General features: G+C 65.7%; 25 protein-coding genes. 12 read left to right on the top strand and 13 right to left on the bottom strand.

The genetic code is table 11. The features are described 5' to 3' along the window. Positions 1-11: 11 nt before the first annotated feature. The 3 genes from KT882_RS27210 to tsaE are packed head-to-tail and all read right to left on the bottom strand — an operon-like array spanning position 12 to position 2,724. Positions 12-806 carry a D-hexose-6-phosphate mutarotase gene (locus KT882_RS27210; protein ID WP_161073946.1) on the bottom strand — a complete coding sequence of 265 codons (795 nt, stop codon included), beginning with the start codon at positions 804-806 and terminating at the stop codon, positions 12-14. Positions 807-820: 14 nt separating this feature from the next. After that, positions 821-2,275: an N-acetylmuramoyl-L-alanine amidase gene (locus tag KT882_RS27205; RefSeq protein ID WP_161073945.1), complete on the bottom strand. Its 1,455-nt coding sequence runs from the start codon at positions 2,273-2,275 to the stop codon at positions 821-823. After that, a complete protein-coding gene (tsaE, locus tag KT882_RS27200; RefSeq protein ID WP_161073944.1) occupies positions 2,239-2,724 on the bottom strand; it encodes a tRNA (adenosine(37)-N6)-threonylcarbamoyltransferase complex ATPase subunit type 1 TsaE in 486 nt (161 codons plus the stop codon). Before tsaE ends, KT882_RS27205 begins: the two co-directional genes overlap by 37 nt. 42 nt (positions 2,725-2,766) lie before the next feature. Here tsaE and queG point away from each other — a divergent pair, with 42 nt between their 5' ends. After that, complete coding sequence (gene queG / locus KT882_RS27195) at positions 2,767-3,855, top strand: tRNA epoxyqueuosine(34) reductase QueG (protein ID WP_161073943.1); 1,089 nt, start codon at positions 2,767-2,769, stop codon at positions 3,853-3,855. Here queG and KT882_RS27190 read toward each other — a convergent pair. The 6 genes from KT882_RS27190 to KT882_RS27165 all read right to left on the bottom strand — a co-directional run bounded on the left by KT882_RS27190 (position 3,805) and on the right by KT882_RS27165 (position 8,714). Next, positions 3,805-4,395, bottom strand: a complete 591-nt coding sequence (locus KT882_RS27190; RefSeq protein WP_228893787.1) for a hypothetical protein — start codon at positions 4,393-4,395, stop codon at positions 3,805-3,807. The genes queG and KT882_RS27190 overlap by 51 nt on opposite strands. After that, positions 4,358-4,630 carry a BrnT family toxin gene (locus tag KT882_RS27185; RefSeq protein ID WP_161073941.1) on the bottom strand — a complete coding sequence of 91 codons (273 nt, stop codon included), beginning with the start codon at positions 4,628-4,630 and terminating at the stop codon, positions 4,358-4,360. Before KT882_RS27185 ends, KT882_RS27190 begins: the two co-directional genes overlap by 38 nt. A 62-nt stretch (positions 4,631-4,692) precedes the next feature. Continuing rightward, positions 4,693-5,547, bottom strand: coding sequence for a CPBP family intramembrane glutamic endopeptidase (locus KT882_RS27180; protein ID WP_161073940.1), 855 nt, complete (start codon positions 5,545-5,547; stop codon positions 4,693-4,695). 27 nt (positions 5,548-5,574) lie between these two features. After that, a complete protein-coding gene (locus KT882_RS27175; RefSeq protein ID WP_228893786.1) occupies positions 5,575-6,015 on the bottom strand; it encodes a MarR family winged helix-turn-helix transcriptional regulator in 441 nt (146 codons plus the stop codon). Positions 6,016-6,115: 100 nt separating this feature from the next. After that, positions 6,116-6,703: a response regulator transcription factor gene (locus KT882_RS27170; protein ID WP_161073938.1), complete on the bottom strand. Its 588-nt coding sequence runs from the start codon at positions 6,701-6,703 to the stop codon at positions 6,116-6,118. 10 nt (positions 6,704-6,713) lie between these two features. Continuing rightward, positions 6,714-8,714: an ATP-binding protein gene (locus KT882_RS27165; protein ID WP_228893785.1), complete on the bottom strand. Its 2,001-nt coding sequence runs from the start codon at positions 8,712-8,714 to the stop codon at positions 6,714-6,716. Positions 8,715-8,841: 127 nt separating this feature from the next. Here KT882_RS27165 and KT882_RS27160 point away from each other — a divergent pair, with 127 nt between their 5' ends. The 7 genes from KT882_RS27160 (at position 8,842) to KT882_RS27130 (ending at position 14,486) form a co-directional block, all read left to right on the top strand. Beyond that, entirely contained in the window at positions 8,842-9,828 is a 987-nt protein-coding gene (locus KT882_RS27160; RefSeq protein ID WP_161073936.1) for a TRAP transporter substrate-binding protein, read from the top strand. Positions 9,829-9,900: 72 nt separating this feature from the next. Beyond that, positions 9,901-10,473, top strand: a complete 573-nt coding sequence (locus KT882_RS27155; RefSeq protein WP_161073935.1) for a TRAP transporter small permease — start codon at positions 9,901-9,903, stop codon at positions 10,471-10,473. Continuing rightward, a complete protein-coding gene (locus KT882_RS27150; protein WP_161073934.1) occupies positions 10,470-11,750 on the top strand; it encodes a TRAP transporter large permease in 1,281 nt (426 codons plus the stop codon). Before KT882_RS27155 ends, KT882_RS27150 begins: the two co-directional genes overlap by 4 nt. Positions 11,751-12,110: 360 nt before the next feature. After that, complete coding sequence (locus KT882_RS27145; protein WP_161073933.1) at positions 12,111-12,632, top strand: methylated-DNA--[protein]-cysteine S-methyltransferase; 522 nt, start codon at positions 12,111-12,113, stop codon at positions 12,630-12,632. After that, entirely contained in the window at positions 12,608-13,510 is a 903-nt protein-coding gene (gene xerD / locus KT882_RS27140; protein ID WP_161073932.1) for a site-specific tyrosine recombinase XerD, read from the top strand. Before KT882_RS27145 ends, xerD begins: the two co-directional genes overlap by 25 nt. Positions 13,511-13,583: 73 nt before the next feature. Then, positions 13,584-13,763 carry a hypothetical protein gene (locus KT882_RS27135; protein ID WP_161073931.1) on the top strand — a complete coding sequence of 60 codons (180 nt, stop codon included), beginning with the start codon at positions 13,584-13,586 and terminating at the stop codon, positions 13,761-13,763. A 120-nt stretch (positions 13,764-13,883) separates the two neighbouring features. Beyond that, entirely contained in the window at positions 13,884-14,486 is a 603-nt protein-coding gene (locus KT882_RS27130) for an immunoglobulin domain-containing protein (protein WP_228893784.1), read from the top strand. Between the two features lie 128 nt (positions 14,487-14,614). Here KT882_RS27130 and KT882_RS27125 read toward each other — a convergent pair whose 3' ends face one another. From KT882_RS27125 to KT882_RS27115, 3 genes are read right to left on the bottom strand one after another with little or no spacing between them, the layout of a single operon-like run. Beyond that, positions 14,615-15,397 (bottom strand): hypothetical protein, encoded by a 783-nt coding sequence (locus KT882_RS27125; RefSeq protein WP_228893783.1) that lies wholly within the window; start codon positions 15,395-15,397, stop codon positions 14,615-14,617. Beyond that, on the bottom strand, positions 15,397-18,528 hold the full coding sequence (locus KT882_RS27120) for an efflux RND transporter permease subunit (RefSeq protein ID WP_161073928.1): 3,132 nt from the start codon (positions 18,526-18,528) through the stop codon (positions 15,397-15,399). The genes KT882_RS27125 and KT882_RS27120 overlap by 1 nt, the downstream gene beginning before the upstream one ends. A gap of 3 nt (positions 18,529-18,531) precedes the next feature. Then, positions 18,532-19,782, bottom strand: a complete 1,251-nt coding sequence (locus KT882_RS27115; protein ID WP_228893782.1) for an efflux RND transporter periplasmic adaptor subunit — start codon at positions 19,780-19,782, stop codon at positions 18,532-18,534. 286 nt (positions 19,783-20,068) lie between these two features. Between KT882_RS27115 and KT882_RS27110 the strand changes: the two genes are divergently transcribed. Continuing rightward, positions 20,069-22,504: a sensor domain-containing protein gene (locus tag KT882_RS27110; protein WP_228893781.1), complete on the top strand. Its 2,436-nt coding sequence runs from the start codon at positions 20,069-20,071 to the stop codon at positions 22,502-22,504. Here KT882_RS27110 and KT882_RS27105 read toward each other — a convergent pair. Then, positions 22,501-23,463: an endonuclease/exonuclease/phosphatase family protein gene (locus KT882_RS27105; protein ID WP_161073926.1), complete on the bottom strand. Its 963-nt coding sequence runs from the start codon at positions 23,461-23,463 to the stop codon at positions 22,501-22,503. The genes KT882_RS27110 and KT882_RS27105 overlap by 4 nt on opposite strands. Positions 23,464-23,499: 36 nt before the next feature. Here KT882_RS27105 and ybaK point away from each other — a divergent pair, with 36 nt between their 5' ends. The 3 genes from ybaK to KT882_RS27090 all read left to right on the top strand — a co-directional run bounded on the left by ybaK (position 23,500) and on the right by KT882_RS27090 (position 25,414). Then, positions 23,500-23,991: a Cys-tRNA(Pro) deacylase gene (gene ybaK, locus KT882_RS27100; RefSeq protein ID WP_161073925.1), complete on the top strand. Its 492-nt coding sequence runs from the start codon at positions 23,500-23,502 to the stop codon at positions 23,989-23,991. A 79-nt stretch (positions 23,992-24,070) separates the two neighbouring features. Further along, a complete protein-coding gene (gene plsY / locus KT882_RS27095) occupies positions 24,071-24,700 on the top strand; it encodes a glycerol-3-phosphate 1-O-acyltransferase PlsY (RefSeq protein ID WP_228893780.1) in 630 nt (209 codons plus the stop codon). 57 nt (positions 24,701-24,757) lie between these two features. After that, positions 24,758-25,414 (top strand): DsbA family oxidoreductase, encoded by a 657-nt coding sequence (locus KT882_RS27090; RefSeq protein WP_161073923.1) that lies wholly within the window; start codon positions 24,758-24,760, stop codon positions 25,412-25,414. Positions 25,415-25,461 lie beyond the last annotated feature (47 nt).

The raw sequence follows: 25,461 nt of genomic DNA, 5'->3' as shown, positions 1-25,461 counted from the left end.
GCCGGGCCGGTTCATCCCGCGACAGTAATGGTGTGATGGCCGGTCCATTCGGCGCCGGCTTTCAACTCTTGCTTGTCCACGCGCGCGGGTTCGATGCACAGGAACTCGCGCCATTCGTGGTCCGCCATATCGGTCAGCTTGGCCGCGTTCTCGGCGCCAGGATTCCACACCACCCATTCCGTAAAGCCCTGCTGGCGCAGCTGCAGCTGGCTGTCCGCCGTGCGCAGTTCCAGTTCGGCCGGCGCGGCGTAGATATTGTCCAGCGGCGGGCCGAAGGCGATCTTGCCCTGCTCCAGGCCTTGCAGCGTGGTTTTCAGGAAGTCGCCCGCCGCGTAGTAGGTGTGCAGCGCGCTGGCGAAGCTGAAGCTGTCCGCGCCCGTGTTGCGCACATTGAAGCGCATGTGCAGCGCATTGCCTTGCAGCGCGAAGCGCAGGCGCAGCGCGAAGTCGTGCGGCCAGCCTGCGGCCAGCGGCGCGGGCACGTCGGCCTGGGTCAGTTCGAACTCCGCGTACACGCCGTCCTCCGCCGAGCCGGATGCGCCCAGGCGCCAGTGCGACAGGCGCGCCACGCCGTGGCGCTGGCCGTCGCCGCGCGTGGAGAACTGCGGGAAAATCACCGGCACGCCGCCGCGTATGGCCGCGCTGCCGTCCATGGGCGAGCACGCGCTCAGGAACAAACGCTCCTTGCCGTCCGGGGTCTTCCACGACAGCAGGTGCGCGCCGTACAGCGCAATGGTGGCCTGGGCGCCGTCGGGCGCGGTGATGCGGATGGCCGGCAGCTCGCCGTGCCTGGTGTGGCTGATCATGTGGTCTTCCTGGCTTAAGTCATGCGGCTCTTGGCGAGCGGCGGATTTTTGGCGAAGTACTGGCGGATGCCTTTCACGACGGCGTCGGCCAGCTTGTCCTGGTAGTCGTTGTCCTTCAGGCGGGCTTCCTCCTCCGGGTTGGAGATGAAGGCCGTTTCAATCAGGATGGACGGAATGTCGGGCGCTTTCAGCACCGCAAAGCCGGCCTGTTCGACCGAGCCTTTGTGCAGGCGGTTGATGCCGCCGATTTCGCCCAGCACGGCCTTGCCCAGCTTCAGGCTGTCGTTGATCTGGGCCGTGGTGGACAGGTCGAACAGCACGCTGGCGAGCTGCCTGTCCTGGCTTTGCACGTTGGCGCCGCCGATGTTGTCGGCGTCGTTTTCCTTGTTGGCCAGCCAGCGCGCGGCGCTGGAGCTGGCGCCTTTTTCGGACAGCACAAACACCGACGAGCCGCGCGCGGACGGCTGCACGAAGGCGTCCGCGTGGATGGAGACGAAGAGGTCGGCCTGCACCTTGCGCGCCTTGTCCACGCGGGTGCCGAGCGGCACGAAGTAGTCGCCGTCGCGGGTCAGCATGACGCGGATGTTGGGGTGCTGCTCCAGCTTGCCCTTGAGCCGCTTGGCGATGGACAGCACGATGTCCTTCTCGCGCGAGCCGCTGGAACCGATGGCGCCGGGGTCTTCGCCGCCGTGGCCGGGGTCGAGCGCGATGGTGATCATGCGCGCCACCTTCTGGCCGGGCCGGGGCTTGGCTTGCGGCAGCGGGTCCTTGTTTTCAGGGCGGGCTTCCGGCGGCGTGTGCGCCAGGTCCGGCTTAGGCGCGGCCGCTTCGGTTTTTGCTTCGGCCTTGATCTCGGCGCGCGCTTCGGCTTTCGCTTGCGCGGCCTGCGTGGCCTGATTGGCTTGCACGCCGCTGCCCGGAGCCGGCACAGGCGCTACGGCCTCGCCGTGCGGCAGTTCGGGCGCGTTGCTCCAGTCGCCTTTTTCTATCATGGCCGCGATCGGGTCGACCGCTTTCACCGGATACAGGTCGAAGATCAGGCGGTGCTTGTACTGGCCGGCCGGCGCCAGCGCGAACACCTGCGGCGTGATTTCTTCTTTCAGGTCGAACACCAGCCGCACCACGTTGGGCCGGTTCTGGCCCACGCGCACCTGGCGGATGTAGGGGTCGTTGGACTGGATCTTGGCGACCAGGGTTTTCAGCGTGGGATTGAGCTCCAGGCCTTCGATGTCGACCACCAGGCGCTCCGGGTCCTTCACGATGAAATGGGTGGCCTTCAGGTTGGAATCGTTCTCCAGCGTCACGCGGGTGTAGTCGGCGGCGGGCCAGACGCGCACCGCCAGGATCTGCGCGGCGCGCGCCGGCAGCGGCGCCATCACGGACAGCAGCAGCGCGCTGCCGGCCCTCAGTACCGTGCGCCTGTGGCGGGACTTTACATGTTCGGTGCGAATTTGAGGCGTTGCAGGCATGACAGACCTAAGGCAGAGGACGCTTGCAATTCTACATCACGTCCCTCGCCAGCCACAGCCAAGAATACATGCAGGTCCGGCGGCGGCAGCACGGGGCCGGCCTTCTCCGGCCATTCGACGATGCAGATGTTGTCGCCGTTGAAGTCCTCGCGGAAGCCGGCGTCGAGGAATTCCTCGGGGCTGCTCATGCGGTACAGGTCGAAGTGGATCACGTTGACGGCGCGCCCTTCCAGCTGCACGCTGTAAGGTTCGGACAGCGTGTAGGTCGGGCTTTTCACATTGCCCGCGTGGCCGGCGGCGTGCAGCAGCGCGCGCGTGAGGGCGGTTTTGCCCGCGCCCAGGTCGCCGTGCAGATAGATCGCCATGCCCGGCAGGATGGCGCGCGCCAGGGCCGCGCCCAGGGCGGCGGTGCCGGCTTCGTCGTGGAGATGGGATTTAAAGTGCTGCATCGAATAAAATGTGAGGTTGTAAACCGTTGCATTGTAAAGCCGATGTCCCTTGCCGATCTCAATTTAGACGAACTTGCACTATCCATCAAGGAATGGGGCACGGAGCTGGGCTTTGCGGAAGTGCGCGTGGCCGACATCGACCTGTCGGCGCAGGAGGCCGGGCTGCAGGCCTGGCTGGACGCCGGCATGCACGGCGAAATGGACTACATGGCGGCGCACGGCATGAAGCGCGCCCGCCCGGACGAGCTGGTGCCGGGCACGGTGCGCGTGATCACGGCGCGCATGAACTACCTGCCCGCCTCGCTGGAGGAGGACTGGCGCGAGCGCGAGGCGGCGCGCATCGCCGATCCGTCGGCGGCGGTGATCTCGGTCTATGCGCGGGGGCGCGACTACCACAAGGTGCTGCGCGCGCGGCTGCAGCAGCTGGCCGACCGCATCCAGCGCGCCATCGGCGCCTTCGGCTACCGCGTGTTCACCGACTCGGCGCCGGTGATGGAGCTGCCGCTGGCCGAGAAGTCCGGCCTGGGCTGGCGCGGCAAGCACACCTTGCTGATCAACCGCAGCGCCGGGTCGATGTTCTTCATGGGAGAAATCCTGGTCGACCTGCCGCTGCCGGTCGACCCGCCGACCGGCGCGCACTGCGGCCAGTGCAGCGCCTGCATCAGCGCCTGTCCCACGCAAGCCATCCTCGGCCCGGGCCGGCTGGACGCGCGGCGCTGCATCTCCTACCTGACCATAGAACTGAAGAACGCCATTCCCGAGGAGATGCGCCCGCTGATCGGCAACCGCGTGTACGGCTGCGACGACTGCCAGACGGTCTGCCCCTGGAATAAATTCGCCCAGCGCGCCACCCTGCCAGACTTCGACGAACGGCACGGCCTGGGCAGCGCAGGCATGGTGGAGCTGTTCGGCTGGAGCGAGGATGAATTCAACCGCAAGATGGAAGGCAGCCCGATACGCCGCATCGGCCACGAGCGCTGGCTGCGCAATATCGCGGTCGGCCTGGGCAACGCTGCCGCCGCCGGCGCGCGCGGCGACGCGGCGATTGTCGCCGCGCTGGAGTCGCGCCGCAGCCACGAATCAGCGCTGGTGCGCGAACACGTCGAATGGGCGCTGGCCCGGCACCACTGAAGTTGACAGACTGACGCAGACCCAGTCTTCGTCGATAGGCAATATCGCTTCCCCCATCATTCCCGACGTATGAGCAAAATGCAGAATGCGATGGACTGATGCGTCGGATTGGTATTCGGAGCGAAATTTTGCGCAACAAACCCACAGCGTTCCTTTCGCCGCCAGGCGGTCCCGCGCTGAGTTCAGCAGGGTTTCGACATCGAGCTGGGAGTGCGCGAAAAGGATCACCAGTTCCGCAGCGGCGTCAGTCTTGTTGAGGCTCTCCGGCGGTAATTGCGAGACGAATGCGCTGTTTTCCTCGCGCGCATTGAGTACAGCGATAGATGAAGCCGTTGGCGCTCCCATGACTTCGGCTGCCGGCAATCCGCTTCGTTGGTGCCGGTATTCGCCAGGCATGATGACTCTACCTGGTCCCCATTCGCCTTCCAGTTCTTCGACCGATGGAGATGGCGGCAGATCTTCCTCTGGCATTGCATCATAGAGCGCTTCGATCTGCTCGGGGCTAAGGTAAAACGTTGGCCAAGTATTCCTTCCGTTCATGTTTGTTCGCCTTCCGACACGAAATAAAGCGAGGGCTGTCCTCTGGCGGCGCCCAGATCAACACGACGATGTCTCCACGGAACCAGCCTATGCTGCGCATGCGTTCTTCCGGATAATCCCGGGATCTGTCTTCTTGTGTAACAACCGGGGCGGCGAACACTTCATCTACGTCGTTCAGATCGATGCCGTGCTTGTGCAGATTGGCCAGTCGCTTTTTGGGATCGCAGGTGCCCATGAACTGATCATATGGGTCATCCTGAAATGCTTCTTAGATATTAGGCGTGGATATGATTTCCATCAAGCGGCCTTGGCTGGCGTGCGGGCGGGGCGCAGCAGGATGGCGACGGCGATAACGGCCAGCAGGGTGACGGCGGAGGCTTCGATGCCGTAGTTGCCGCCGCTGAGCCATTCGGGGCCGCTCAGGCGGCCGATGATCCAGCCTTTGGCGGCGCCGCCGGAGACGGGCAGCGAGAACACGGTGCCGGTGATGAAGTTCCAGGCGAAGTGCAGCCCCGCTGCCAGCCAGATGCGGCCGGTTTTCAGGTAGGCGGCGCCGAACATCACGCCGGCGGCCACGGTGATCACCAGGCCGAGCGCGCTCACGCCGTCGTTGGGGAAGTGGGCCAGCGCGAACAGCAGCGAGGACAGCGCCAGCGCCCAGCGCGTGCCGAGCGCCACTTGCAGTATGCGCAGCAGCACCGCGCGGAACAGCAGTTCTTCGAACACGGCCACCAGTACCAGCTCGGCAACCGGCTTGAAGATGACGGTCCAGCTGTTGTTGCCCACCACCTGGAACGCGCCGGCCGCGGCCAGCGCGCCGATCACGCCCAGCGACAGCGCCGTGCCCCAGGCCAGGCCCACGCTGGTTTCGCGCGCGGCGCCGTCAGAGGACAATTCGTCCGGCACGCGCCGTTCGATTTTCGCCACGTAGTAGCGGTAGCCCAGCACGCACAGCGCGGCGGCCAGCAGCTGCGGCCACGCCACGCGCATGGATTTCTCCAGCACCACATTGGCGAACACCAGCACCGCCGCCACCGGCAGCACCATGGCCAGCGTGGCCAGCAGGATGCGGACCACCGGCTGGCGCGCGGCGCGCGCGCCCAGGCTGGCGGGGACGGGGGAAACCGGAACAGCGTGCTGCGTTGTGCTCATGATGTTCTCCAGGTGGTGCTGCGGGTTTTATTTCTGCTTGCTGCGCGCGGCGCGGATGCGCTCGCCGAAAGATTGCTGCCGCAGGGCGGCGATGGCGTTGGCCAGCGCGTCCGACAGCGGATAGGGCAGGTCGCCATCGAGGCTGCGGGCCGCCGCCGCCGTGGCTTGCCAGCATTGCTGCAGCTGGGGCAGCAGCGCGCGGCCTTGCGCGCTCAGGCTGATCATTTTCTGCCGCCCGTCCAGCGCGCCCGGCTCGGACACGATGAGCCCGGCCTTGAGCATCAGCGCGATGGTCTGCGTGGCGGCCGGCTGCGTAATGCCGGCGGACTCGGCGATCTGGCCTATGGTGCGCGCCTCGCCCTGCGTCAGCGCGCGCATCACCGGCGTGTAGCGCGGCCGGTAATCCAGGCCCGCTTCCTCATAGGCGGCGCCCACCGCTCCGTCCAGCAGATCGATCAAATGGCGCAATTGGGTTCCGAGTCCAGGTTTCATGAGTAAATAATATCAGCAGTTATATAAGCGGTAAAGTAATTTTGCGCAGCACGCTGCGGAGCTACAGCGCTGCGGCTTATTTCAGCAGGCCGGCGAGTTCGACTGCGGTTTTGACCTGCATCTTGTCGAAGATGTGGGCGCGGTGGACTTCCACCGTGCGCATGCTGATGCCGAGCTGGTCGGCCACCACCTTGTTCATCTTGCCGGCCAGGATGAGGTCCAGCACTTCGCGCTCGCGGGTGGACAGGGTGGCCAGCCTGGCGTGCACCGCCGCCGCCGCGCTGGCGTCGCGCGAGGTGGCCAGGCCTTCCTGCACCCGGTCCATCAGCTGGTTGTCGTTGAAGGGCTTTTCGAAGAAGTCGAAGGCGCCGCGCTTGAGGGTGTCGACCGCCATCGGCACGTCGCCGTGGCCGGTCAGGAAGATCACCGGCAGGCGCTGCGTCAGCCCGCGCGCGGCCAGCTGGTCGAACACGGCCACGCCGCTGATGTCGGGCATGCGCACGTCGAGCAGCACGCAGTCGCCCATGGCGTCGAACTCGGCGCGCCCGGCCCAGGCCAGGAAGTCGGCCGCGCTGGCGTAGGCGGTGGCGGGGATGGCGCGCGACGAGGCCAGCCAGGAGAGCGAGTCGCGCACTACGGCTTCGTCGTCCACGATGTGCAGCATAGTTGTCCTTTCAGGGCGCGCCGGCGGCCGGCAGCGTGAATGTGAAAATGGTGCCGCCGCCCGGATTGGGCTTGTGCACCAGCGTGCCGCCATGGAATTCTATCGCGGTGCGGCAGATACTCAAACCCATGCCCATGCCTTCGGCCTTGGTGGAGAAGAAGGGCGCGAACAGGCGCTCGGCCACGTCGTCCGGTATGCCGTGGCCCTGGTCGATCACCTCCACCGCCACCTGCGCGGCGGCCGCGTCGTACCGCGCGCGCACGCGCAGCAGGCGCCGCTCGGGCGGCACCTGGGCCATGGATTCGATGCCGTTGCGGGTCAGGTTGAGCAGCACCTGCTCTATCATCACGCGGTCGGCCAGTACCGGGGGCAGCGCGGCCGGGATGTCGGTCTGCAGCGCCACGTAGCTTTGGCGAGCCTGCAGCTCGATCAGCGCTTCGATGCCGTCGAGCAGGGACTGCACCGCCACTTCGCGCCGCTCCGGCTCGCGCTTTTTCACGAATTCGTGCACGCTGCGGATGATCTGCCCGGCGCGCTGGGCCTGCGCGCCTGCTTGCTGCAGGGCCGGCTTGAGCATGCCGCAGTCGAGCGGCTGGCCTGAGTCTTCGGCGCGCGCCATCACGTTCAGCGCGCCGGTGGTGTAGCTGGAGATGGCCGCCAGCGGCTGGTTCAGCTCGTGCGCCAGCATGGAGGCCAGCTCGCCCATGGTGGCCAGGCGCGCGCTGGTCTGCAGCTTCTGTTCCTGCTGCCGGTTCAGTTCTTCGATGCGCTTGCGGTCCGAGATGTCGAGGATGGAGCCCATCCAGCCGGTCTGCTTGCCGTTGTTGTCCACCAGCGGCGCCTCGAAGATCAGCACCGGCACCCGCTCGCCGCTGGCGCGCTGGAAGATGGTCTCGAACTGCGGCGTGACGTTGCCGGCCAGGACGCCGGCGAAGCGGTGCTGGTATTCCGTCATCACTTCCGGCGCCCAGTAGGGCATGGGCGGCAGCTTGCCCACCAGCTCTTCCGGCGGATAGCCGACGATCTGGCAGAAGGCTGGGTTGACGTAGGTGACGCGACCTTCCAGGTCGCGCGCGCGCAGCCCGGTCACCAGCGAATTTTCCATGGCAGTGCGAAAGCTCATCTGCTGGCGCAGCGCGCCTTCGGCGGCCAGGCGGCGCGAGATGTGGCCCCACAGCGCGAGCAAACTCCACAGCAGGGCCAGCGACAGCGCGATCACCGAGCCCACCAGCAGGTTGGGCAGCAGGCGCGGCTCGCTTTTCACGCTGTCGGTGACCAGGGTGACCGAGGTGCCGGGCAGGTCCAGCGCGCGCTTGTGGGTGTAGACGCCGTGGCCGGCGCCGGCGGCCGAGCGGCGCGCCAGCACCTTGTCGTCGCGGTCGAGCAGGGTAATCTGGTTGTCCTGCGCAAACCACCACGGCACCAGCTCGTCGAGCACGGTGCTCAGTGCGTAGTGCGCCACCAGGCTGCCCAGGTAGTGCTCGCCGTTATAGATGGGGTAGTGGTAGTCCAGGCCGGGCTTGCTGCCGCCTGGCAGGATCTCGGGCTGGCTGTAGACCGGCCTGCGCGCGCGCCGCGCATGGTCGGCGGCGGCCAGCGAGGCCGGGCCGAGTCCGGACCCTGCCGCCGGGGCCGCGCCGGCCGCTTCGCTGGTGGCGGCCACCGCGCCGTCCGGCGTGAGCCACAGCACGCGGCGGATTTCGTGTCCCGTTTGCAACAGTTGCACCAGCCGCGTGTGCAGCTGTGCCGGGCTCAAATGGCCGGCGGCGATCTCGCCGCTGAGGGTGCGCATGGCTTCTTCATGGCGCCCGAGCTGGAAGCGGATGGTCTGTTCCACCCACAGCGTGTCGGCAATCAGCTGCTCCTGGCGCTCGCTGCTTTCCATCTGGCGCGCCTGCCAGGGCAGCCAGATCAGCACGGCGAGGAAGAACAGCACCAGCACCACCGGCAGCAGCCAGCGTACCGGGTTGGCGAAGTGCAGGCGCGGCGGACGGTCGGTGGCGTTGGGCATGGGGCGGAGCATTCAACTTTAGTGTGTCAGCGGCTATTGTGGTTTTCCACAGTTGCCGTGTATCTTAGGACTGTTCCAAACTGCTAACGTAAGCATAATAATGTAATTCATTCACGGGAGACCCCACATGAAATTGAAAGCCACCCTGGCCGCCTTGTGCGCCATCGCCAGCTTCAGCGCCTACGCGCAAGCCCCCATCGTCATCAAGTTCAGCCACGTGGTGGCGACCGACACGCCGAAGGGCCAGGCCGCCGAGCGCTTCAAGCAGCTGGCCGAGAAGGCCACCAACGGCCGCGTGAAGGTGGAGCTCTACCCGAACAGCCAGCTGTACAAGGACAAGGAAGAACTGGAAGCGCTGCAGCTGGGCGCGGTGCAGATGCTGGCGCCGTCGCTGGCCAAGTTCGGCCCGCTGGGCGTGAAGGAATTCGAAGCCTTCGACCTGCCTTACATCTTCCCCACCAAGACTGCGCTGTACAACGTGACCGAAGGTCCGATCGGCAAGGGCCTGCTGAAGAAACTGGAAAGCAAGGGCATCACCGGCCTGGCTTACTGGGACAACGGCTTCAAGGTGATGTCGGCCAACAAGCCGCTGCGCACCCCGGCCGACTTCAAGGGCCTGAAAATGCGTATCCAGTCGTCCAAGGTGCTGGACGCGCAGATGCGCACGCTGGGCGCCAACCCGCAGGTGCTGGCCTTCTCCGAGGTGTACCAGGCGCTGCAGACCGGCGTGGTGGACGGCACCGAGAATCCGCCGTCGAATATGTACACCCAGAAGATGCACGAGGTGCAGAAGCATGTGACCGTGTCCAACCACGGCTACCTGGGCTATGCCGTCATCGTGAACAAGAAGTTCTGGGACGGCCTGCCGGCGGATATCCGCACCTCGCTGGAAACCGCGATGCGCGACGCCACCACGTTTGAAAAAGCCATCGCCCAGCGCGACAACGACCTGGCCATGGACGCCATCAAGAAGGCCGGCAAGACCGAGATCTACAACCTGAGCGCCAAGGAACAAGCCGAATGGCGCAAGGCGCTGCTGCCGGTCCAGAAGGACATGGAAGGCCGCATCGGCAAGGATCTGATCCAGGCCATCAACAAAGAAGCCGCCAAGTAAGCCGGCTGTAGCGGGGCGGCGTCCTGCCGTCCCGCATTTTTCTATCCCTCTTTCTTTGGAAAGATATCGACCATGAAATTCCTGGACCACCTGGAAGAATGGATCATTGCGACCCTGATGGGTCTGGCCACCGTCATTATCTTCGTGGCGGTGGTGCACCGCTACCTGGCGGGCCTGCCCATTCCCGGCCTGCAAGACGCCCTGATCCAAATTAACACTAGCTGGGCGCAAGAGCTGTGCATCTACATGTTCGTGTGGATGGCCAAGTTCGGCGCCGCCTACGGCGTGCGCACCGGCATCCACGTCGGCGTGGACGTCATCATCAACCGCATGAGCACGCCATGGCGCAACAAGTTCGTGGTGTTCGGCCTGCTGGCCGGCGCCGCCTTCACCGGCATCGTGGGCACGCTGGGCGCCAGTTTTGTGTGGGAAATCGGCCACACCGACCAGACCTCGGCCGACCTGGAAGTGCCGATGTGGCTGGTCTACCTGGCCGTGCCGCTGGGTTCCTATCTGATGTGCTTCCGCTTCCTGCAAGTGACGGTGGCCTTCCTGCGCACCGGCCATCTGCCGAAACACGACCACTCGCATGTCGAGGGCCTGGAAGACGAACTGACGGCTGAAGAAAAAGGAGCCAAAGCATGAACGCCATGATTATCTTCGTGCTGCTGCTGGCGCTGATGTTGACCGGCATGCCGATCTCCATCTCGCTCGGCCTGACGGTGCTGACCTTCCTGTTTACCATGACCTCGGTGCCGATCGAATCGGTGGCGCTGAAGCTGTTCACCGGCATCGAGAAATTCGAGATCATGGCCATCCCGTTCTTTATTTTGGCGGGCAACTTCCTGACCCACGGCGGGGTGGCGCGGCGCATGATCAACTTCGCCAGCTCCATGGTGGGCCACTGGCACGGCGGTCTGGCCTTGGCCGGCGTGCTGGCCTGCGCGCTGTTCGCGGCGGTGTCCGGCTCCTCGCCGGCCACCGTGGTGGCGATCGGCTCCATCATCCTGCCGGCCATGGTGCGCCAGGGCTATCCGAAAGGCTTCGGCGCGGGCGTCATCACCACCTCCGGCGCGCTGGGCATCCTGATCCCGCCGTCCATCGTGATGGTGATGTATTCGGTCACCACCAACACCTCGGTGGGCAAGCTGTTCATGGCCGGCGTTATCCCCGGCATCATGCTGGCCTTCCTGCTGGGCGTGACCACCTGGTTCCTGGCCAAGAAGCACAACTATCCGCGCATGCCCAAGGCCAGCTGGGGCGAGCGCTGGGTCACCTTCCGCAAGAGTGCCTGGGGCCTGCTGCTGATCGTCATCGTGATGGGCGGCATCTACAGCGGCGCGTTCACGCCGACCGAAGCGGCCGCCATGGCAGCCGTGTACGCCTTCGTGATCGCCGTGTTCGTCTACAAGGACCTGAGGCTCAAGCAGGTGGGCAAGGTGCTGCTGGATTCGGCGGCCATGTCGGCCATGCTGCTCTACATCATCACCAACGCGGTGCTGTTCTCCTTCCTGATGACCAGCGAAAACATCCCGCAGGCGATGGCAGAGTGGATCACGGGCCAGGGCCTGGGCGTGGTCAGCTTCCTGCTGGTGGTCAACATCCTGCTGCTGCTGGCGGGTAATGTGATGGAGCCGTCGTCCATCGTGCTGATCATGGCGCCCATCCTGTTCCCGGTGGCGATGAAGCTGGGCATCGATCCGGTTCACTTCGGTATCCTGATCGTTGTCAATATGGAAGTGGGCATGTGCCATCCGCCGGTCGGCCTGAACCTGTATGTGGCGTCCGGAATCACCAAAATGGGGATTACGGAATTGACCGTGGCGGTGTGGCCGTGGCTGCTTACCATGCTGGGATTCCTGGTGCTGGTGACCTACGTACCACAAATTTCGCTGTGGTTGCCTAACTTAATTTACTCCTAAACTAAAAAAATTCATGGCTCAAAAAAATGAGCAAAAAGCGAAGTGGATCAGTTATGATTGCTTCGCTCCAGAGGCAAACAAAACAAATAACGATATCTGGTCTGGTAGCAAGAACATGAAGTTTAGTGGGGAGAGTAAATAAAAAAACGGCACGCATGCCGCATATACATTGAGGAGACACACGGTTCACAGTATGTCGTTGGAAGATTGACGAAGGCCGCCACAAGTGAGCTACGTCGACGCCAAACGGCCGGTTCCGTGACAGCAGGATTGAAAGCGCACTCTTATAGTGCGCTTTTTTTTTGCCCCGCCCCATTTTGGTGGTGTAGTATTGATGCAACAATCAGCCAGACAATTGTGATGGATAAACAACAGAGTAGCCATATTTTTAACGCCGTCGTCGCCACGCCGTTCGGCGCCATGGGCGTGCGCACCGGCGGCGCGCTGGTGACCGAACTGGTCTACCTGCCGGCCGGCTACGCCGAGAAGGACGCCGAGGACGCGGTGGCGGCGCTGGCCGCCGAGCAGATCCTGCGCTACTGCGCCGACGCCGACTTTCCCTTCAGCCTGCCGCTGGCGACGGTCGGCAGCGCCTTCCAGCGCCGCGTGTGGGGCGCCATCAACAGCATTCCGCGCGGCCAGGTGCGCACTTACGGCGAACTGGCCAAGTTCCTGGAATCGGCGCCGCGCGCCGTGGGCCAGGCCTGCGGCGCCAACTGGTTCCCGCTGGTGGTGCCCTGCCATCGCGTGACGGGCGCCAACGGCCTGGGCGGATTCGCCCACCACGACGACGCCAACGGCTTCCACCTGAACGTGAAGCGCTGGCTGCTGGCGCACGAAGGGCATAGCGAATACGCATGGCAACAGACAACGCTGCTCTGATCGACGAGTTCTGCGACGCGCTGTGGCTGGAGGACGGCCTGGCCAAGAACTCGCTGGACGCCTACCGCCGCGACCTGCGCCTGTTCGCGCGCTGGCTGGAGGTGGCGCGGCCGGACGTGGCCGGCCTGAACGCGGTGGCCACGCACGATATCGACGCCTATTTCAGCGCGCGCCACGAGGACACCAAGGCCAGCTCCTCCAACCGCCGCTTGTCAGTGCTGAAACGCTATTACCAGTATGCGCTGCGGCAGAAGCTGGTGGCGGCCGATCCGTGCCTGAAGCTGGCCTCGGCCAAGCAGGCGCAGCGCTTCGTCCACACGCTGAGCGAAGCCCAGGTGGAGGCCTTGCTGGCCGCGCCCGACACGCGCACCCCGCTGGGCCTGCGCGAACGCACCATGCTGGAGCTGATGTACGCCAGCGGCTTGCGGGTGTCCGAACTGGTGGCGCTGAAGACCTTCGAGCTGAGCCTGAACGACGGCGTGCTGCGCATTACCGGCAAGGGCGGCAAGACGCGGCTGGTGCCGTTCGGCGGCCAGGCGCGCCAGTGGATAGAACGCTATATGAAGGAGGCGCGCTGGGCCATCCTGGACGGCCAGCAGGACGACGCGCTGTTCGTGACCGGGCGCGGCGGGCCGATGACGCGCCAGATGTTCTGGGTGATTATCAAAAAGCACGCCCACAAGGCCGGCATCACCTCGCCGCTGTCGCCGCACACCATGCGCCACGCGTTTGCCACGCATTTGCTCAACCATGGCGCCGACCTGCGCGTGGTGCAGCTGCTGCTGGGCCATGCCGACATCTCCACCACGCAAATCTACACCCACGTGGCGCGGGAGCGTTTGAAGCATTTGCATGCGCAACATCATCCCCGCGGCTGAAATATTTGCGCGCGCCGCATCTGCGTCATAATGTAGCTGAACAAACATAGTTCGCAACATGGGAGAGGTGCAAATGGCTAAGACAAATTTCCAGTACGAAAAACGCCAACGGGAGCTGGAGAAGAAAAAGAAGAACGAGGAAAAGGCCAGGCGCAAGCTGGAAGCCAAGAACAGGCCGGAAGGCGAGCAGGGCGAGGCGGCGGACGAGGACGATGACGCTGCGCCAGCCCCGCCGGCGCCCGGACAGGAATAAGGACGCCCGCGCCGCTGTTACGTTCTGATACACTTTATTTCTTAAATTTACAGCAACTAGTGTCGTCAGGCATTGCGGCGGTCCTATACTCTCGCTGACTTCATTCCAGCGGGAACCCCTATGAAAAAGTATGTGCTTCAACTGTCGGCCTGCGCAATGGCCGTGGCCCTGGTTGCCTGCGGCGGCGGCGGCGGCGATTCCACCGAGGCGGAAACCCAGCCCGTCATCACCACCCAGCCGGCTTCCGTGACCGCCGGCGCCGGCAGCGACGCCAGCTTCAGCGTGGTGGCCACCGGCGGCAACCTGAAATACACCTGGCGCAAGGACGGCGTGGTATTGCCGGACATCACCGCGCAGAAATTCACCTTCAGCCCGCTGATCGCGGCCCGCGCGGGCGTGTACGACGTGATCGTGTCCAACAAGGTCGGCAGCGTCACCAGCACGGCGGCGACGCTGGTGGTGGGCATCCTGCCCGCCATCACCACGCAGCCGGTCGCGCAAAGCGTGGCGGCAGGCGGCTCGGTGACCTTCACCGTGGTGGCCACCGGCAGCGACACACTGGGCTACCAGTGGCGCAAGGCCGGCACCAACATCACCGGCGCCAACTCGGCCAGCTACACGCTGAGCAACGTCACCAGCGCGGACGCGTCCACCTATGACGTGGTCATCACCAACACCTACGGCACCGCGAGCAGCGCCGTGGTGGCGCTGACGCTGAAATAAGGACGGTGGCGGGTTACGCGTGCCGCAAGCGGCCCGCTAACCCGCCCTACGCCGTGCAAGCATGACCGGAAAATCGTCATGCGTAGGGCGGGTTAGCCGCGCAGCGGCGTAACCCGCCATGCCTGCGCTTACGCGGCTGGCTTCGGTTCCTGCGCCTCCACGAACTGGATCTCGATCAGTTCGTCATCCAGATAGATCTTCTCCCCCAGCGGCGGCACGTAGCCCATGCCGTCGCTGCTCAGCTGGAGCGGCACCCGCTGCTCGCCATGCAGCAGCGTGGCGCTGGCCACTGCCCGCTGCGTCACCTTGTGCAGCTTGATTTTTTCATGCCCGCACCAGTCCGTCGTCAGCAGTATGGTGTTGACCAGGCTGGTGAACCAGAATCCGATTTCCTCCTTGGCCGTGGCCACCAGCACCTTGCATTCGAGCCGCAGGTCGCCCAGCCGCCGCATGCCTTGCGGCACGCCGGCGCTGTGGATGTCCGGCTCCCAGCGGTAGCCGCCTTTCGGCTTGTTCAGCAGCAGGTCCGCGTTCTCCCGGCGCGCCTCCTCGCTGCGCGGCAGCGAGAAGGTATGGTCGGCCGCCACCGGCAGATGGATGGAAACGCTGTCGCCTGCAACGCGGATGGCCAGGTTTTCCATTTCCACATTCTTGGCGCCGCTGCGCGCGCGCAGCCTGAAGCGCACTTCCGGCGCGGCGGGCGCCAGCGTGTGGTAGTCGTCGAAGGCGTCCAGCCCCGCCGCCATCACGCGGTAGGTCTTCAGCTCGGGATTGCGGATGCCCTGGATCACCACCGGCGGCGGCTCCTTGGACTGCGCTTTGGCGGGCTCGGCCGGTTCGGCGGCGAAGGCGCCCGTGGCGCAAGGCGACAACAGCAGCGCGGCCAGCGCGCCCAATACGGTTTTTTTCATCAAGCGGTCTTTTTCGAGGGGTGGAGTTGTTCCGCCACGGCGGCGGCGGTGGCGGCTTCCTGCTTGCCGCCCAGCCAGCGCGCGCAGCGCTTGCCCAGCGTGTCGAGATAGGTGTAGGCCACCGGCACCACCACCAGCGTCAGCAGGGTGGAGGTGATGACGCCGCCGATCACGGCGCGGCCCATGGGCGCTTGCGTTTCGCCGCCGTCGCCCAGGCCGATGGCCATGGGCAGCATGCCGAAGATCATGGCCAGCGTGGTCATCATGATGGGGCGCAGGCGCACCTGGCCGGCCTGCATGATGGCGGCGCGCTGGTCCAGGCCTTCCTTCTGGCCGTGGTTGGTGAAGTCCACCAGCAAGATCGCGTTCTTGGTCACCAGGCCCATCAGCATGATAAAGCCGATCACCGAGAAGATGTTCAAGGTGCTGCCGGTAATGAGCAGCGCCAGCAGCACGCCGATCAGCGACAGCGGCAGCGAGGTCATGATGGCGACCGGCTGCAGGAAGCTGCCGAACTGCGAGGCCAGCACCAGGTAGATGAAGATCACCGCCACGCCCAGCGCGGTGACGGCGCCGCCCATGGTTTCCTGCATCTGCTGCGCGTTGCCGGCCACGTCGAAGCGCACGCCGGGCGGCAGGGTGATGGACTTGATGGCCTTCTGCACGTCGGCGTCCACGTCGCCGCCGGGACGGCCTTCCACGCCGGCGTAGACCGCCACGCGGCGCTGCAGCGCCTGGCGCTTGAGCACCTGCGGGCTGGACGAGGGGATGAACTCCACCACCTGGCGCAGCGGCACCATGCGCGGCGAGCCGTCCGCGTTCAGGCGGCTGGACGCGATGGACAGGTCGGCCAGGTCCATCACGCGCTGGCGGCCGGACTTGGGCAGCTGCACATTGATCTCGTAGTTCTGGCCGTCCGAGGCCAGCCAGTGGCTGACTTTCTCGCCCGCCACGAAAGGCCGCAGCGCCGCGCCCACCTGCTGCACCGACAAGCCGAGGTCGCTGGCCAGCTCCTGGTTAATCTTGATCATGGTGGACGGATTGGCGCCTTCCTGGCTGTATTCCAGGTCGGCCACGCCCTTGATCTTGCGCATCTTGTCCATCAGCTCGCGCGCCACGGCGTCCAGCTTGCCTTCGTCGGTGCCCAGGATGGCGATGAAGATAGGCTTCTGGCCCACCGACAGCTGGATGCCGGCGATCGGCGCCAGCCGTTCGCGGATGGCTTTCTCCAGCGCCTTCTGCGAGCGGCGGTGGGTTTTCTTCACGTCGGTCAGCTTCAGGTTCACCTCGGCCGAGTTGCGGCCGTCGCGCGTGCCCACGTTGGACAGGATGCTGTCGATTTCCTTGAATTCGCTCAGCGCCGTTTCCACCTGCTTGACCTTGTCGTTGGTGTATTCCAGGCTGGAGCCGACCGGGGTCTTGAAGCGCATATTGACCCAGCCTTCATCGGTTTCCGGGAACATCTCGCCGCCTATCATGGGCACCAGCATCAGGCTGGCCACGAAGATGGCGGCGGTGGCGGCCAGCGTGGTCTTGCGCCAGTTCAGCGCGGCGGCCAGCACCTTGCCGTACACCACGTGCAGCCAGTCCACGCCGCGCTCGACCCAGTCCATGAAGCGGCCCAGCCACGGCAGGTAGCGGAAGCGGTTCTCTTCCGGGTCCGGCCACACGGACGACAGCATGGGGTCCAGCGTGAAGGAGACGAACAGCGACACCAGCACGGCCACCGCCACGGTGATGCCGAACTGCAGGAAGAAACGGCCGATAATGCCGTCCATAAACGCCACCGGGATGAACACGGCCACGATGGCGAAGGTGGTGGCCATGACGGCCAGGCCGATCTCGTTGGTGCCGTCCTCGGCCGCCTGGTGGTGGCCCTTGCCCATGCCGAAGTGGCGCACAATGTTCTCGCGCACCACGATGGCGTCGTCGATCAGCAGGCCGATGCACAGCGACAGCGCCATCAGCGTGAGGAAGTTCAGCGTGAAGCCGAAGGCCTGCATGGCGATAAAGCTGGCCATGACGGAGATCGGCAAGGTCAGGCCGGTGATGATGGTCGAGCGCCAGGACTTGAGGAAGAAGAACACGATCACCATGGTCAGCACCGCGCCTTCGATGATGGTGCGCTTCACGTTGTCGAGCTGGCTCTGCACGCGCTCGGACTGCGAATCGAGGATGTGCAGGCGGACGCCGTCCGGCAGCGTCTGCTGCAGGGCCTCGGCGGCCTTGCGCACGCCTTCGCCCACCACCACCACGTTGGCGTCCTGCACCTTGGTCACTTCCAGCGAAATGCCGGGCTTGCCGTCGATGCGCGAGTACGATTGCGCTTCCTCCTCGCCGTCGACCACGCTGGCCACCTGGTCCAGGTAGACCGGGCCGTTGGCGCGGCGCGCCACGATGATTTTGTTGAATTCGCGCGCGTCCTTGATCTTGCCTTCCACCCGCACCAGCTGCTCGGTCACCGGCTGGCTGATGTTACCGGCCGGCAGGTTGGCATTGGTGGCCTGGATGGCGCGGATGATCTCGTCCACGCCTATGCCCTGCGCGGTCATCTCGTTGGGTTTCAGGCTGATCAGCACCTGGCGCTTGGTGGTGCCCAGCACGCGCACCTGGCCCACGCCGGCCACGTTCTGGAAGCGCTTGCTGATGATCTGGTCCGTCATGGTCGACAGCTCGCGCAGGCTGTGCTTGTCCGAGCTCAACGAGAGCGTCACCACCGGGCGTTCATTGTCGCCTTCCTCGCGGGCGATGAAGGGGTCTTTGGCCTCCTTGGGGAAGCGCGGGCGCACCAGGGCCACCTTGTCGCGCAGCTCCTGCATGGCGCGGTCCATATTGGTGGACAGCTGGAACTCCAGGTAGACGCCGGCCCGGCCTTCCCAGGAGTTGGCGCGTATGGTCTTCACGCCGCTGACGGTGTTGACGATGTCCTCCACCGGCCGCGTAATGTCGTTCTCCACCGCTTCCGGCGAGGCGCCCGGATATTCGATCTCGATGGCGGCGAAGGGCAGGCTGACGTTGGGCATGCTCTCCACGCCCAGGCGCTTGTAGGCGAACAGGCCCAGCACCATGAGCGCCACCATCACCATGGTGGCGAACACCGGATTTTTAATGCTGACTTTGGTTATCCACATGGCTTAGCTCCGCGCGCCCGGCACGCTGGCCTTTGCCGTGGCCGCCGCCGCGTCCGCGCCGGCCGGCGCGGCCAGCTTGACCTTGGCGCCCGGCTTGACCGCGTCCAGCTTGGCCACGATCACCTGCGCGCCCTGCTGCAGGCCGCCGGTCACTTCGGCGTAGCCGGTGTCCTCGTTGCGCAGGCCCAGCGTGACCGGCTGCGCCACCACCTTGCCCTGGTCCACCTGGTACACCACCTGCTTGCCGCCGTCGCTGCGCAGCGCCGCCAGCGGCACCACCGGCATCACGGCCGAGCGTTCGGTGACGATATTGCCCTTGGCGAACATGCCGCCCAGCAGGGCGCCGTCCTTGTTCTCGACGGAAATGTAGACCAGCATGGCGCGCGAGCCGGGCTCGGCGGTGGGGTTGATGCGCGCCACCTTGCCGTGGAATTCGCGCTGGAAGCCGTCCACCTTGAACGCCACGTCCTGGCCGGTTTTCACGCGCGGAATCTCGGACGTGGGTACTTGCGCTTCCAGCGTCAGCTCGGCCAGGTTGACGATGGTGTAGACGGGCATGTCAGGCGCGACTTTTTCGCCCGCCTGCACATGGCGTTTGGAGATGACGCCGCTCATGGGCGCGCGGATCACGCTGTCGTTCAGCGTAATGCGGGCCATGTCCACCATGGCGCTGGCCGACTTCACATTGGCGCGCGCCAGTTCCACGCCGTTGGCGGTGGTGTCGTAGGACGTCGAGGAAATATAGTTCTGCTTGAGCAGGGCCTGGCTGTTGGCGTGGTTGCGGCTGGCCATGGCCAGCTTGGCCTGCGCCTCGTCCAGCATGGCCTGCTGCTGCGTCAGGCGCGCCTGCAGGTCGGCCTGGTCCAGCCGCGCCAGCACCTGGCCCTGGGCCACGTGCGTGCCTTCGCGCACGGCCGCCTCGCGCACTTCGCCGGACACCTTGGCCTTGATGGTGGCCTGGCTGACGGGCGCCAGCGAGCCGGACAGCGGCAAGCTCACGGCCAGCGCGCGCGCATCGATGGCGGTCACGTCGGCGGCGGCCAGTTCGTAGACTTCCGGGCCTTTTTTCGCGTCGGCCTTGGCCGGCGCCGCGGCAGTGGCCGGAGCGGGCGTCTTGGCCCGGCTCTGCATCACGGTCCATCCGCCGCCCGCCAGGGCCAGCACGATCAGCACTGCGGCAGGCTTGCGCCAGCGTTTGCCGCGCGCTGCGGCCTGGGCGGGAGCGGAGGATAGGGGCAAGGTCTCGATTTTCATTGTTTTGTCTCTTGGAGGCCAGATTGGGATGTTGCCACTCTAGGTAATTTCAAGAGCCCGCACCACGCCAGTGCGACGAAACGGAGAAAAGCAGGGCTGAGTTGCAAAAACGCGGGGGCGGGTGGCCTGATGCATCACGGCAACGACCCGGCGCCGGCGGCGCGCACGTTTGACAAAGCGCAATACGTGCGCCGCGCGCACGCGCCAAGATGAATGCTACGCCCCGAAGCGGGCACATCGCATCGAGGGCGCCGTGGAGCCGCATCAACCTGACGCTGGGCCTGCCTTGCCCGCACCGTCCGACACCATCGCGGTGCCGGACGCACTGAACCTGATCTCCCGCCTGATCGACACGGTCGAGCCGTCCCAGCTGGTGGCCGTGCACTGCATGGACGAGGCTGGCTGCGTGCTGTTCTGGAATAGCGCCTGCGCCGAACTGTACGGCATCGCCTCCGCCGACGCGCTGGGCCGGCCGCTGGCCAGCCTGCTGGCCTTCGAGCAGGCCGATGAGCACGCGGCCGCGCTGGCGGAGGCCTGGCGCAGCGGGCGCGCCAAGCCGGCCCGGGACTGGCAGGTGAATACGGCGAGCGGACGCCGCCTGTGGGTCAATTCCACGCTGTTCCCGGTGGCGCAGGACGGCGCCGTGCGGCAGATGTTTTGCGTCGACGCCGACATTACCGCGCGCCGCATCGAGGACGAGGCGCTGCGCGCGGCCGGGGCCAATTTCCGCCAGATCTACCTGAGCTCCGCCGACGCCATCCTGATGCTGCAGGGCGAGCGCGTGACCGACCTGAACCCGGCCGCGCTGGCGCTGTTCAAATGCCCGCAGCGCGACGGCATGGTCGGTCACCGCCTGCGCGATTTTTCCACGCAGCAGCCGCCGGACGGCGAGCAGCAGGCGGGGCCGCCCGGCATGGATGAGGGCGGCGGCAGCCTGCGCTACGACTGGCGCTTCCTCAACTGCGCCGGCGAAGCCTTCTGGGCCGAAGTGCTGATGACCTCGATTTCGCTGGACCACGGCTACCTGTTCTACGTGGTGGTGCGCGACATCAGCGCCCGCAAGCAGGCCGAGCGCACGCTGCACCTGGCGGCCCAGGTGTTCGAGAACTGCCGCGACGCCATCGTGCTGACCGACCGCGAACGCCGCATCATCGCCCTCAACCGCTCGTTCACCCAGATCACCGGCTACGAGGCCGAGGCCATGCTAGGCCAGCCCTTGCAGCTGCGCCGCAGCGGCGAGGACGCGCACGACTTCCAGCGCCTGGTGTGGCAGGAAATGGATGCCAACGGCCACTGGCAGGGCGAGGTCAGCGCGCGCCGGCGGGGCGGCGAACTGTTTCCCGGCTGGCTGTCGCTGACCGCCATCCGCGACAACGCGGACCGGGTCAGCAGCTACATGGGCATGCTGTCCGACATCACCGACCGCAAGCGCGACGCGGACCACACCCGCCACCTTGCCGAGCACGACTTCCTGACCGACCTGCCCAACCGCGTGCTGCTGCTGGACCGGCTCAGCCTGGCGCTGGCGTCGGCGCGCCGCAGCCACACCATGCTGGCCATCCTGTTCATCGACCTGGACCGCTTCAAGGAGGTCAACGACACGCTGGGCCACCAGGTGGGCGATCAGCTGCTCAAGGAGGTGGCGGCGCGGCTGGTGAAGTGCGTGCGCGGCGCCGACACGGTGAGCCGCCAGGGCGGCGACGAGTTCCTGATCATCCTGGCCGATATCGGCGGCGCGGACCAGGCCGCGCACGTGGCGGCCAGCGTGCTGGGCGCCATCGCCCAGCCTTTCCAGCTGGGGCCGCATGCGCTGCACGTGTCCGGCTCGGTCGGCATCAGCCTGTATCCGGAGGACGGCGACGGCATCGAGCAGCTCATCAACAATGCGGACGTGGCCATGTACCACGCCAAGGAAAGCGGGCGCAACGGCTTCAAGTTCTTCAACGCCGACATGCACGCCAGGATAGCCGAGCGCGAGCAGCTGGAGAGCGGCTTGCGGCTGGCCTTGCGCGAGCAGCAGTTCGAGCTGGCGTTCCACGCGGAGGTGGACATTGCCAGCGGCGCGGCGGTGGGCGTGGAGGCGCTGCTGCGCTGGCGCCACCCCGAGCTGGGCCTGCTGCGCCCGGAGCGCTTCATGGCCGCCGCCGAGGAGGCCGGCTTGATGGTGCCGATCGGGAATTGGGTGCTGCAGCAGGCCTGCCGCACTGCGCGGCGCTGGCACGACGCCGGGCACAGCCTGGTGGTGGCGGTCAACCTGTCGGCGGCGCAGTTTGCGCAGAAGGACTTGCTGGCCGTCGTGCGCGCGGCGCTGGAGGCCAGCGGGCTGGACCCGGCCAGCCTGGAGCTGGAGCTGACCGAGGCCATCATCATGAAGGGCGGCAACGCCGCGCGCAGCACATTGGATGCGCTGCATGGGCTGGGCGTGCGGCTGACCATAGACGATTTCGGCACCGGCTATTCGCGCCTGGGCTATCTGAAGGACTACCCGGTGGACAAGCTGAAGATAGACCAGTCCTTCGTGGCCACGCTGGACGGCAATACCGCTGTGATCGGCGCCATGATCGCCATGGCGCGCAGCCTGGACATGCTGGCCATTGCGGAAGGGGTGGAAACGCAGGAGCAGCTTGATTTCCTGCGCAGCGCGGGCTGCGACCAGTACCAGGGCTACCTGGCGGATGCGCAGGTGCAGGCCAGCGCTTTGGGGCAGCTTTTGGCGGGTTAGCGCCGCAAGCGCAGCCGCACCAGCACCTGCCCGTGGTCAGACGTTTCCGGCCGCTGCTGGCTCAGGTGGTCGTTCAGGTACGTCACGTCATACACCTCGCCGATGGCGCGCGGCGACTCCGGGTGGAACTGCTCCGACACCAGCACATGGTCTATGGTGCTGTAATGCCCTTCGTGCACGGTGGTGTAGCCCATGTGGTGCAGATGGTCCTGCCGCTGCTGGATCTGCGCGCAGTCGAACATGCGGCCGCGCAGCTCGTCGCCCGGCTCGCAGTTCGGATTGCCCCCCAGCACAATGGTGGTGGTGACGGCGTCGGCCGTGTCGTTGAAGTCGCCCATGACCACGCAGGGCCGCTGGCCGTCCTTCATCACCTTGCTCAGCAGCACGCGCAGCGCCACCGCCTCCGTGCCGCGCCACACCAGCGAGCGCAGATTGGCCAGCGCGTAGTGCAGCGGATCGTCGCCGCAGTCGTCGCGGCGGTAGTCGGGGCGGCGCGACTTCAGGTGCACCACCACCACGTCCACCGTGGTCTCATTGGGCAGCACCACCTGGGCGTGCAGCGGCGCGCGCGCGAAGCGGTCGGCATCGGGATTGCCGGAGTCGGACACCACCCCGGCCGGGAACTCGGCATACACCGTGGGCGGCGCCGCCAACGGCAGGCGCGACACCAGCGCCACATTGGGCGTCAGGCGCGTGGCGTGCGGGTCGGGGTCGAAGCCGGCGTGGATGGCGTCGCGGTATTTGCGGGTGCGCGACAGCACGTCGCGCAGCGCGGCCTGGGAAAAGATTTCCTGGAAACCAACCACATCGGCATCCAGCTGGTCCAGCTGCTGCGCGGTCCATTCCACCTTGGCCTCATATTCCTGCTCAGAAAGCGGCGGCAGGTTGTCGTACAATTGAGCACCCGGCGGGGCGAGATTGCAGACATTGAACGTGGCGAAGCGAATTTCTTCCCGCATAACGAAACTCCTATTGAACGGTTAGCGTATCACGGCATGGCCAAAAAAGAGCATATTTCCGAAACGCCCGCGACCCAGATGCTGCGCAAGCATAAGGTGGCGTTCTCCGAACACCCTTACGAATATGAAGAACACGGCGGCACCACGGTGTCCGCGCGCGAGCTCGGCGTGGATGAGCACGCGGTGGTCAAGACGCTGGTAATGCAGGACGAGGCGGCCAAGCCGCTGATCGTGCTCATGCACGGCGACTGCAAGGTGTCGACCAAGAACCTGGCGCGCGGCATCGGCTGCAAGTCGGTCGAGCCGTGCAAGCCGGAGGTGGCGCAGCGCCATTCCGGCTACATGGTGGGCGGCACCTCGCCCTTCGGCACCAAGAAGGCGCTGCCGGTGTATGTCGAGGAGTCCATCCTGGCGCTCGATACGATTTATATCAATGGCGGGCGGCGTGGCTACCTGGTGGGCATCAAGCCGCAGGTGCTGCTCGAGCTGATCGCGGCCAAACCGGTGCACTGCGCGCTGGCCGACTGAGGCTACTCAGTGCCGGGCGCTTGTTGTATAGTCGTCAGCCGCCGCAGTGGCAGCATGAAAAAATAAAAGAGAGAAACGTATGAATACAGCACTGATAACAGTGGCCATGGCCGTGGGCGCCTACCTGCTGGGCTCGATTTCCTTCGCCGTGGTGGCCAGCAAGCTGTTCGGCATCGCCGACCCGCGCACCTACGGTTCCAAGAACCCGGGCGCGACCAATGTGTTGCGAAGTGGCAACAAGAAAGCCGCCATCGCCACCCTGATCGGCGACGCCGCCAAGGGCTGGCTGGCGGTGTGGCTGGCCGTGCATTACCAGGAGCAGCTGGGCGTGGAGGACATCGCCATCGCGCTGACGGCGATCGCCGTGTTCCTGGGCCACCTGTGGCCCATCTTCTTCCGCTTCGTGGGCGGCAAGGGCGTGGCCACGGCCGCCGGCGTGCTGCTGGGGCTGAACGTCTGGCTGGGCCTGGCCACGCTGGCCACCTGGCTGATCGTGGCCTACGCCTTCCGCTACTCCTCGCTGGCCGCGCTGGCCGCCGCCGTGTTTGCGCCGTTCTACTACGGCCTGCTGTTCGGCGTGGATGCCATCCTGATCGCCGTGGTGGTCATGTCCATGCTGCTGCTGTTCCGCCACAGCGCCAATATTTCCAACCTGATCGCGGGCAAGGAAAGCCGCATCGGCAGCAAGGCCGCCGCCAAGAAGAAGTAAGCGTTGAAATAGGCCGTGGCGGCCCCATATCGCAGGGATACTTTCCGCGAGGCCGCCATGACCACTCCCATCAAAATCGATTTCGTTTCCGACGTCTCCTGCCCCTGGTGCGCAGTCGGCCTGAACGCGCTGGAAACGGCGCTGCGCAGCATAGGCGGCGAGGCCGCCCCCACGCTGCACTTCCAGCCCTTCGAACTGAACCCCAACATGGGGCCGGAAGGGCAGGACATCACCGAACACATCACCCAGAAATACGGCGCCACCCCGGAGCAGCAGGAGCAGTCGCGCGCCATGATACGGCAGCGCGGCGCCGACGTCGGCTTTGACTTCGCCATGGGCAAGCGCAGCCGCATTTACAACACTTTCGACGCGCACCGCCTGCTGCACTGGGCCGGCCTGGAAGGCGCCGAACAGCAGCGCGCGCTCAAGCACGCCTTGTTCACCGCCTACTTCACCGAAGGCGAAGATCCGAGCGCGCACGCCGTGCTGCAGGCGGCCGCCGTCAAGGCGGGCCTGGACCCGGCCGGCGCCGCCGCCGTGCTGGCTTCGGACAGCTACGGCGCCGAGGTGCGCGCGGCCGAGCAGTTCTACCAGCGCCAGGGCATCAACTCGGTGCCGGCCGTCATCATCAACGACCGCCACCTGATCTCCGGCGGCCAGCCCGCCGAGCTGTTCGAGCGCGCGCTGCGCCAGATCATGGCCGGCGCGGCCTAAGCCCGGGCGGGCAATCTGCGGCCGAAAGGCGGGGCGGATGTCCGTTC

The organism is Pseudoduganella aquatica (assembly GCF_020865585.1).
Classification (GTDB): Bacteria; Pseudomonadota; Gammaproteobacteria; order Burkholderiales; family Burkholderiaceae_D; genus Rugamonas; species Rugamonas aquatica_A.
Note: the sequence above shows the minus strand (reverse complement) of the source record. Positions and strands in the feature narration are given on the sequence as shown.